The organism is Bacteroides sp. CAG:633 (assembly GCF_000435115.1).
Lineage (GTDB): Bacteria > Bacteroidota > Bacteroidia > Bacteroidales > Bacteroidaceae > Bacteroides > Bacteroides ndongoniae.
On the sequence record NZ_FR883123.1, the window covers coordinates 1 to 9,010 of the forward strand.

Sequence of the window (9,010 nt, forward strand, 5' to 3'; positions counted from 1 at the left end):
CAGATAGAACCGGAATTTGGGAAAAGACAGGTTAGTTGACGAGTTAACAAGTAGACGAGTTGACGAGGCTACAGACTACAAGGCATTTCCTCGTGGTCTCGTTAACTTGTCAACTCGTTAACTTGTTTACTTGTCAACCTAAAAACTCAAAAACTTAAAAACTCAAAATATGATACTTTTAGCCGACAGCGGCTCCACCAAGACCGACTGGTGCGTGGCCGAAGGCGGGAAACCGCTGAAACAACTGACTACACGGGGCATCAACCCGTACTTTCAGACAGAAGAGGAAATAGAACAGGAAATCGCCAGCGAACTGTTGCCCCGGCTGGACGGGTTACGCCCCGACAGCGTACACTTCTACGGTGCGGGCTGCATCAACGATAAGGCAGAGGCAGTGCACCGTGCCTTGACTCACAGCCTCGGCACCGATGCCGTAGAGGTCTGTACCGACATGCTGGCCGCTGCACGTGCCTTGTGCGGACACGAGGCGGGCATTGCCTGTATACTGGGCACGGGCTCGAATTCGTGCTTCTATAACGGCCGCGAAATTGAGGCCAATGTATCGCCCTTGGGCTTCATTCTGGGCGACGAGGGCAGTGGCGCCTGTCTGGGAAAACTATTAGTGGGCGACCTGCTGAAAGAGCAGATGCCGGCGGCACTGAAGGACGAATTTCTGTCGAAGTACGACCTTACGCCCGCCGAGATTATCGACCGCGTCTATCGCCGTCCGTTCCCCAACCGTTTTCTGGCAGGCCTGTCGCCCTTCCTGGCCGGACACTTGCAGGAACCTTGCGTGCGTCGTCTGGTGACGAACAGCTTCCGCGCCTTTCTGTGCCGCAACGTGAAGCACTACGACTACCGCCGGTACGAGGTCCACTTCACGGGTTCCATCGCCTTCCATTACCAACCGCTGCTGGCCGAGGCTGCCGAAGCCGAGGACATCCGCTTGGGACAAGTCGTAAAAAGTCCGCTGGAAGGACTGATCGGATTTCATGCCTAAGGCAGTTTTTGTACAATGGGGGAAGGAACTATGCAAACGATCTGTTCCCCAAACATAAAAAGCGCAGACCTACACCGAATGTTGTCCGGAATTGTCTGACAAATCCCACACTTTTCCATTCGATATAGGTCTGCGCCTGTTTATTTATAGCGGCAATGGCTTAGTCAATGCCTTCTAACTGCAAGTCAAAGGTAAGGGCAGAATACCCCAATACGTTATTACTTCCACTCTCACCATATCCACTCTGGTAAGGAATATAAAGCATCCAACGTTCACCTACATGCATATACTGAAGGGCCGACACCCATCCCGTCCCCCAATAAGCACCACTTACCGAATAAGCAGTAGGGCTATCAAAAGCTGTTGGTGCCTTTGTCTCAGGATCAAGTACACCGCGGTCAGTTGCTGCATACCCCTCAAACGTACCACCAAAGGTATCGCCCGTTATCAGCGTACCGTAATAGTGAGTCTCTACGGTATTGGTATATACAGGCACGGCACCTGCCGTATTTTTTACAATCTTCTTGCAATACACATACTGCTTGCCCGCAGTGGTGCTTGCCGTAGTCTCCAAACCGAACATTTCGCCCGGTTCGAACTTGTCCGCTTCTTCCTGCGCTGCGTTCAGGGGCAGCAGACGGTCGGCAGCAAGGGCGTGAATAGAGTCGATAAAGGCAGTATTGCGCGGCTCCCAGTTGTCGTACTCGCCCACTTCTTCTACCTCATCGCAAGCGGCAAAGCCTACCGACAGAAACAGGAAGAGGGATAGGTATAAAAGACATTTGTTCATATGGATTATTTTTAGTTAACGAGTTGACATGTTAACAAGTTGAGGAGTTGACAAGTTAACGAGTTAACAAGGGAAGCGGATAAACAGAATATTCTTTCATCCTCTGCCTCCTTCATCTTTGTAGCCTTGTTCACTTGTCAACCCGTCAACTTATCAACTAAAAAATTACAGTGTCTTCAGCAGTGAAGTGATGCTGACGCGATCAGCAATCAGACGGTCAAGGTCGGCGATGGCCACACGTTCTTGCTGCATCGTGTCGCGGTTGCGCAGTGTGACGCAGTTGTCTTCGAGTGTCTGATGGTCGACAGTGACGCAGTACGGAGTACCGATGGCATCCTGACGACGGTAGCGCTTGCCGATGGAGTCTTTCTCGTCGTACTGGCAGTTGAAGTGGAACTTCAGTGCGTCGATAATCTCGCGTGCCTTCTCGGGCAGTCCGTCTTTCTTGACAAGCGGCATCACGGCCAGTTTCACCGGAGCCAGGGCAGCGGGCAACTTCAGCACTACGCGGCTTTCGCCGTTTTCGAGCTGCTCTTCCTTATAAGAAGCCGACATGATGCTGAGGAACATACGGTCGACACCGATTGAAGTCTCGATGACGTACGGTGTGTAGCTTTCGTTGGTTTCGGGATCGAAGTACTTGATGTTCTTGCCCGAGAACTTCTCGTGTTGCGAAAGGTCGAAGTTGGTACGGCTGTGGATACCTTCCACTTCCTTGAAACCGAAGGGCATCAGGAATTCGATGTCGGTAGCGGCGTTGGCGTAGTGAGCCAGTTTTTCGTGATCGTGGTAGCGGTAGTGATCGTCGCCAAAGCCCAGGGCCTTGTGCCATTTCAGGCGGATTTCTTTCCACTTCTTGAACCATTCGAGCTCGGTGCCGGGTTTTACGAAGAACTGCATTTCCATCTGTTCGAACTCGCGCATGCGGAAGATGAACTGACGGGCTACAATCTCGTTACGGAATGCTTTTCCTATCTGGGCGATACCGAAGGGGATCTTCATACGGCCCGTCTTCTGCACGTTCAGGTAGTTGACGAAGATACCTTGTGCTGTTTCGGGACGGAGGTATACCTTCATGGAGCCGTCGGCAGTCGAACCCATTTCGGTAGAGAACATCAGGTTGAACTGACGTACTTCAGTCCAGTTCTTCGTACCGCTGATGGGGCATACGATTTCTTCATCGAGGATGATCTGACGCAATTCGTTCAGGTCGGGACCGGCGTTCATCGCGTCGGAGTAGCGTTGGTGCAGGGCGTCGCGCTTGGCCTGATGTTCCAGCACACGGGCATTGGTGCTGCGGAACTGAGCCTCGTCGAAGGCGTCGCCAAACTTCTTGGCAGCTTTGGCCACTTCCTTATTGATTTTTTCGTCGTACTTGGCTATCTGGTCTTCGATAAGAACATCGGCACGATAACGTTTCTTCGAGTCACGGTTGTCGATGAGCGGGTCGTTGAACGCATCCACGTGTCCGCTGGCCTTCCATATTGTGGGGTGCATGAAGATGGCCGAGTCGATGCCCACGATGTTTTCGTGGAGCAGCACCATGCTCTGCCACCAGTATTGCTTGATGTTGTTTTTCAGTTCCACACCATTCTGTCCGTAGTCATACACGGCTCCCAGCCCGTCGTAGATTTCGCTGCTGGGGAACACAAAACCATACTCCTTGCAGTGTGATACAAGTTTCTTAAAAACGTCTTCTTGTGCCATTTTCTTAAAATATCGATTAATTTTATTGCTAATTCTCGTTTAAAACGCCACAAAGATAGATATTTATCCAATATGTAGCACCGTGCAAGGACTTAATAATTGAAAATTTACGCACCCCTTCAGCCTCTGCCTCCTGCCTCTGCCCCCTGCGGAGAGGCACGCACGCAAGGCCTTCGAGCCACACTTGCATTCCATTTGTGGGACACTTGCACGGCTCGCGAGCCGTACAAGTGTCCCACAAACGGATGACAAGTGTACATCAAAAAGGGAAATAAATCTTACATCGGATCTACGTCGGAACAAAGGGGGGAGAAACACTTGCGAAACAGGGGGCAAAAATCGAGAAATAGGGGTGTATTCTTCGGTTTCACTGCACAAAATCCCGATAATTTTCGTAATTTTGCCTGCAACAGAAAAAATTTCCGTAACGACATTGACAATTCCCCGATAGAATATGAGCGAAAACTTGGACGAACCGAAAGACGATTTGGAAAAAGACTTCAACGAAGCAGGCAGCGAAGAACACTCCGACTACAAACCCGCCGACACGAAAGATGCCAACGTGAAACACCAGCTGAGCGGCATGTACCAGAACTGGTTTCTGGACTACGCCTCGTACGTCATACTGGAACGCGCCGTGCCGCACATCCTCGACGGACTGAAGCCTGTGCAACGCCGCATCCTGCACTCCATGCGCCGCATGGAAGACGGCCGCTACAACAAGGTGGCCAACATCGTGGGGCACACCATGCAGTTCCACCCCCACGGCGACGCCTCCATCGGCGACGCGCTGGTGCAGCTTGGACAGAAGGACCTCCTCATCGACTGCCAAGGTAACTGGGGAAACATACTGACCGGCGATAGTGCCGCTGCCCCCCGTTACATCGAAGCACGCCTCTCGAAGTTCGCCCTCGACGTGGTGTTCAATCCCAAGACCACCGAGTGGAAGCTGTCGTACGACGGACGCAACCGCGAACCCGTCACCCTGCCCGTCAAGTTCCCGCTGCTGCTGGTTCAGGGGGTCGAAGGTATCGCCGTGGGATTGTCGTCGAAGATACTGCCGCACAACTTCAACGAGCTGTGCGACGCCGCCGTCCGCTACCTGCATCACGAGGAATTCCAACTCTACCCCGACTTCCAAACCGGAGGCAGCATCGACGTCAGCAAGTACAACGACGGCGAACGGGGAGGTGCCGTACGTATCCGCGCACGCATCGAGAAGATTGACAACAAGACCCTCGCCATCCGCGAAATTCCCTACGGCAAAACCGTGGCAAGCGTGTGCGACTCCATCGTAAAGGCCAGCGAAAAGGGCAAAATCAAGGTGAAGAAGGTGGAAGACCTTACCTCGGGCAACGTCGAGATACTCGTCCACCTGGCTCCCGGCGTGTCGTCGGACAAAACCATCGACGCCCTGTATGCCTTCACCGACTGCGAGGTGAGCATCTCGCCCAACTGCTGCGTCATCGACGCACAAAAGCCCCACTTCCTCACCGTGAGCGACGTGCTACGCAAGTCCGTGGACAATACCCTGGCCCTGCTTCGCCGCGAACTCCAGATACGCCGTGGCGAAATCATGGAAAGCCTGCACTTCGCCTCGCTCGAAAAAGTATTCATCGAAGAGCGCATCTATAAGGACCGCGAGTTCGAACAGGCCCCGAACATGGACGCCGCCTGCGAACACATCGACCTGCGCCTGACGCCCTACTACCCCACCTTCGTACGCGAGGTGACCAAGGACGACATCCTGCGGCTGATGGAAATCAAGATGGCGCGTATCCTCAAGTTCAACTCCGACAAGGCCGAAGAAGCCATCGCCCGCATGAAAGCCGACATCGAAGAGATTGACCGCCACCTGGACAACATCGTGGAATACACCGTCGACTGGTTCCGCATGCTGCAGAACAAGTACGGCAAGAACTTCCCTCGCCGCACCGAACTGCGCAATTTCGACACCATAGACTCGGCCAAAGTGGTCGAGGCCAACGAAAAACTATACATCAACCGCGAGGAGGGCTTCATCGGAACCAGTCTGAAGAAAGACGAGTTCCTGGCCAACTGCTCCAACCTGGACGACGTCATCATCTTCTTCCGCGACGGACGCTACCTTGTCACCCCCGTGGCCGACAAGAAGTTCGTGGGCAAAAACATCCTCTATGCCAACGTGTTCAAGAAGAACGACAAGCGCACCATCTACAACCTGTGCTACCGCGACGGCAAGGAAGGCACCACTTACATCAAGCGTTTTGCCGTGACCTCCGTCGTGCGCGACCGCGAGTACGACGTCACCCAAGGTACCCCCGACTCGCGCATCACCTACTTCACTGCCAACCCCAACGGCGAGGCCGAAATCATCAAAGTCACCCTGAAACCTAACCCGCGCCTGCGCAAAATCATCTTCGAGGAAGACTTCAGCAAGATAGGCATCAAGGGACGGCAGGCCATCGGAAACATTCTGACCCGCAACCCGGTGCACAAAATCAGCCTGAAGCAACGGGGAGGCTCTACTCTGGGCGGACGAAAAGTATGGTTCGACAGCGACGTGCTGCGCCTGAACTACGACGGACGCGGCGACTACCTGGGCGAATTCCAGAGCGACGAACTCATCCTGGTGGTGCTGAACAACGGAGACTTCTATACCACCAACTTCGACGTCAACAACCATTACGAAGACAACATCCGCATCATCGAGAAATTCAGTCCCGACAAGGTGTGGACCGCCGTCCTCTACGATGCCGACCAGCAGAACTATCCCTACATCAAGCGTTTCTGCTTCGAGCCCTTCACCCGCAAGCAGAACTACCTGGGCGAGAACAAGAACAACCGCCTCATTCTGCTGACCGACGAATACTATCCGCGCCTGGAAGTGGTATTCGGCGGACACGACAGCTTCCGCGAACCATTGGTAGTCGAGGCCGACGAATTCATCGCCGTGAAGGGCTTCAAAGCCAAGGGAAAGCGTCTGACGACCTTCACCGTTGAGACCATCAACGAGCTGGAGCCCACCCGTCAGCCCGAACTGCCCGACGACAACGCCGGCAACACTCCCGACGAAGAGCCCGAAAACCTGGACCCCGACCGCGACAAGAGCGAAGGCGACATCATCGACGAGATAACGGGACAGATGAAACTCTTCTAAGGAAATCAGGACTATGCTTTTACTGAAACTACAAAAAAGGTTTTGAGCGAAGCGAATGAAAAATAAAGAATAAAGAATTACGAAATGCGGGATGCCCCGGACATTTCTTTAAAGAATAAGATGAACCACAGATTTTTATACCTAATCCTGACCCTGCTCGGCTGTACCACGCTGGCGGCACAAAGCCCCGAACAGCAAGCCGTACAGGCACTGAAGGCCGACTCGGCGGCACAGAGCCGCTTCATCACCCGCGCAACACTGTACGGCGTGGGGGCCACCAACGTATTCGATACCTACCTGTCGCCACAGGAGTATCGGGGCATTGAGTTCCGCATTGCACGCGAAAGCATGCGCATGACCCACTGGCTGGACGGCAACATCTCGCGCCAGACCTTCTTCCAAGGCAACCTGGGCTACACGCACAACCGTGCGGACAATAACAACACCGTGAATGCCCTGCTCAACTGGAACTATGCCCTGCACTACAACTTCCGCCTGACCGACAACTTCCGCCTGCTGGCCGGAGCTGCGGGCGAGCTGAACGGAGGCTTCGTCTACAACATGCGCAACGGCAACAACCCCGCACAGGCACGTGCCTACGTCAACCTGGCCGCATCGGGCATGGCCATCTGGAACCTGCGCATCCGCAACTACCCCCTCACGCTGCGTTACCAGCTGAACCTGCCCGTTATGGGTCTGATGTTCTCGCCCCACTACGGACAGTCGTACTACGAAATATTCTCGCTGGGCAATGCCGGCGGAGTGGTTCGCTTCACCTCGCTGCACAACCAGCCCTCGCTGCGGCAAATGCTGACGGCCGACTTCCCCGTAGGCCGCGTCAAGATGCGCTTAGCCTATCTGTGGGACGCACAACAGTCCAGCATCAACGACATCCGCACACATACGTACTCGCACGTATTCATGGTGGGCTTCGTGAAAGAACTCTACCTGATGCGCAACAAATAAACCGAAAGCCTTATGAAAACCCGTTATACCCTATACAGCCTGCTGCTGTCCTTGCTTGTGCTGGCAGGCGGCTGCATCCGCGAAGAAGAATTCGACAATACCCCGCAGGGCAACTTCGAAGCCCTTTGGAAAATCATCGACGAGCAATACTGCTTCCTCGACTATAAGCAGATAGACTGGGACGCCATCCACGACAAGTACCAGCCCCTGATCACCTCGGACATGAGTAACGACGGCCTGTTCGAAGTGCTGGGCAACATGCTGGCCGAACTGAAGGACGGACACGTCAACCTGTACAGTGCCTCGAATACCGCCCGATACTGGGACTGGTATCTGGACTACCCGCGCAATTTCGACGAAGCCATCATCGAACAATACCTGGGACGCGACTACCGCATCTCGGGCGGAATGAAATACCGTATCCTCGACGATAACATCGGCTACATCTACTACGGCGACTTCTCGTCGGGCGTGGGCGACGGCAATCTGGACGAAGCCCTGTCGTACCTCTCCATCTGCAACGGCCTCATCATCGACGTGCGAAACAACGGAGGAGGCAATCTTACCTATGCCAGCCGCATTGCAGCCCGATTCACCAACGAACGGGTGCTGACGGGCTACATACAGCACAAGACCGGCAAGGGTCACAACGACTTCTCCGACCCCGAACCTATCTACCTGGAGCCTTCAAACAGCATCCGCTGGCAGAAGCAGACGGTGGTACTGACTAACCGCCACGCCTACAGCGCCACCAACGACTTTGTCAACTCGATGAGTGTGCTGCCCGGCGTCACCCTCGTGGGCGACAAGACCGGAGGCGGTTCGGGCCTGCCCTTCTCGTCGGAGCTGCCCAACGGCTGGGCGGTGCGTTTCTCGGCCAGTCCGCACCTGAATGCGCAGATGGAACAGATTGAGTTCGGCATCGATCCCGACATTCACATCGACATGGACGAAGCAGACCAGAGCAAAGGCATAGACACCCTCATCGAACGGGCCCGCCAGCTGCTGAAGTCGGGGCAGTAAGCCTTCCTGCAAACGGCCTGAAGGCATCGTACAGACGCAGTTTATGCCCTGCAACCGCCAAAATCTTTGTCAAAGAGTTTGGCACAACCGAAAATCTTATTATCTTTGCCCCCGCTAAACCTAATTAGCCCCCGGCGGGTGTGGCGTAATTGGCAGCCGCGCCAGACTTAGGATCTGGTGCCGCAAGGCGTGTAGGTTCGAGTCCTATCACCCGCACTTCTTCACTGAAGGAAAAAAGAAGATGCACCTCAATCGGGGTGCATCTTCTTTTTTTGCCCATGCCCGACGGTCTGTTCCGCCGGCATGCCGCCGCCCTGTCTACGACCGGAGCAAGACCCGCCACAAGCCCTCTGGACAGGGGTTTGAGCGACGCAAGTGTGGCTCC

General features: G+C 54.4%; 6 protein-coding genes and 1 tRNA gene. 5 read left to right on the forward strand and 2 right to left on the reverse strand.

All coding sequences use genetic code 11. The features are described 5' to 3' along the window. The first annotated feature begins 169 nt into the window (after positions 1–169). The gene (locus tag QVP67_RS12290) at positions 170–1,000 is read left to right on the forward strand and encodes a hypothetical protein (RefSeq protein ID WP_022163861.1); all 831 of its coding nucleotides are present in this window, start codon (positions 170–172) and stop codon (positions 998–1,000) included. Positions 1,001–1,160: 160 nt separating this feature from the next. Here QVP67_RS12290 and QVP67_RS12295 read toward each other — a convergent pair whose 3' ends face one another. Beyond that, complete coding sequence (locus QVP67_RS12295; protein WP_022163862.1) at positions 1,161–1,790, reverse strand: FKBP-type peptidyl-prolyl cis-trans isomerase; 630 nt, start codon at positions 1,788–1,790, stop codon at positions 1,161–1,163. A gap of 165 nt (positions 1,791–1,955) precedes the next feature. Continuing rightward, positions 1,956–3,497 carry a glycine--tRNA ligase gene (locus tag QVP67_RS12300; protein WP_022163863.1) on the reverse strand — a complete coding sequence of 514 codons (1,542 nt, stop codon included), beginning with the start codon at positions 3,495–3,497 and terminating at the stop codon, positions 1,956–1,958. A 454-nt stretch (positions 3,498–3,951) separates the two neighbouring features. Between QVP67_RS12300 and QVP67_RS12305 the strand changes: the two genes are divergently transcribed. From QVP67_RS12305 to QVP67_RS12320, 4 genes are all read left to right on the forward strand, one after another. Then, positions 3,952–6,636 carry a DNA gyrase/topoisomerase IV subunit A gene (locus QVP67_RS12305; protein ID WP_022163864.1) on the forward strand — a complete coding sequence of 895 codons (2,685 nt, stop codon included), beginning with the start codon at positions 3,952–3,954 and terminating at the stop codon, positions 6,634–6,636. 120 nt (positions 6,637–6,756) lie between these two features. Next, positions 6,757–7,602, forward strand: coding sequence for a DUF3316 domain-containing protein (locus QVP67_RS12310; protein WP_288180177.1), 846 nt, complete (start codon positions 6,757–6,759; stop codon positions 7,600–7,602). Positions 7,603–7,614: 12 nt separating this feature from the next. After that, positions 7,615–8,625, forward strand: a complete 1,011-nt coding sequence (locus QVP67_RS12315; protein ID WP_022163866.1) for a S41 family peptidase — start codon at positions 7,615–7,617, stop codon at positions 8,623–8,625. A gap of 134 nt (positions 8,626–8,759) precedes the next feature. Further along, positions 8,760–8,841: transfer RNA gene (locus QVP67_RS12320), tRNA-Leu, on the forward strand. The last annotated feature ends 169 nt before the right edge of the window (positions 8,842–9,010 follow it).

Bases quoted from the DNA above. Each gene is read 5' to 3' on its own strand.
- QVP67_RS12290 (WP_022163861.1), top strand. From the start codon at position 170: ATGATACTTTTAGCCGACAGCGGCTCCACCAAGACCGACTGGTGCGTG.
- QVP67_RS12295 (WP_022163862.1), bottom strand. From the start codon at position 1,790: ATGAACAAATGTCTTTTATACCTATCCCTCTTCCTGTTTCTGTCGGTA.
- QVP67_RS12300 (WP_022163863.1), bottom strand. From the start codon at position 3,497: ATGGCACAAGAAGACGTTTTTAAGAAACTTGTATCACACTGCAAGGAG.
- QVP67_RS12305 (WP_022163864.1), top strand. From the start codon at position 3,952: ATGAGCGAAAACTTGGACGAACCGAAAGACGATTTGGAAAAAGACTTC.
- QVP67_RS12310 (WP_288180177.1), top strand. From the start codon at position 6,757: ATGAACCACAGATTTTTATACCTAATCCTGACCCTGCTCGGCTGTACC.
- QVP67_RS12315 (WP_022163866.1), top strand. From the start codon at position 7,615: ATGAAAACCCGTTATACCCTATACAGCCTGCTGCTGTCCTTGCTTGTG.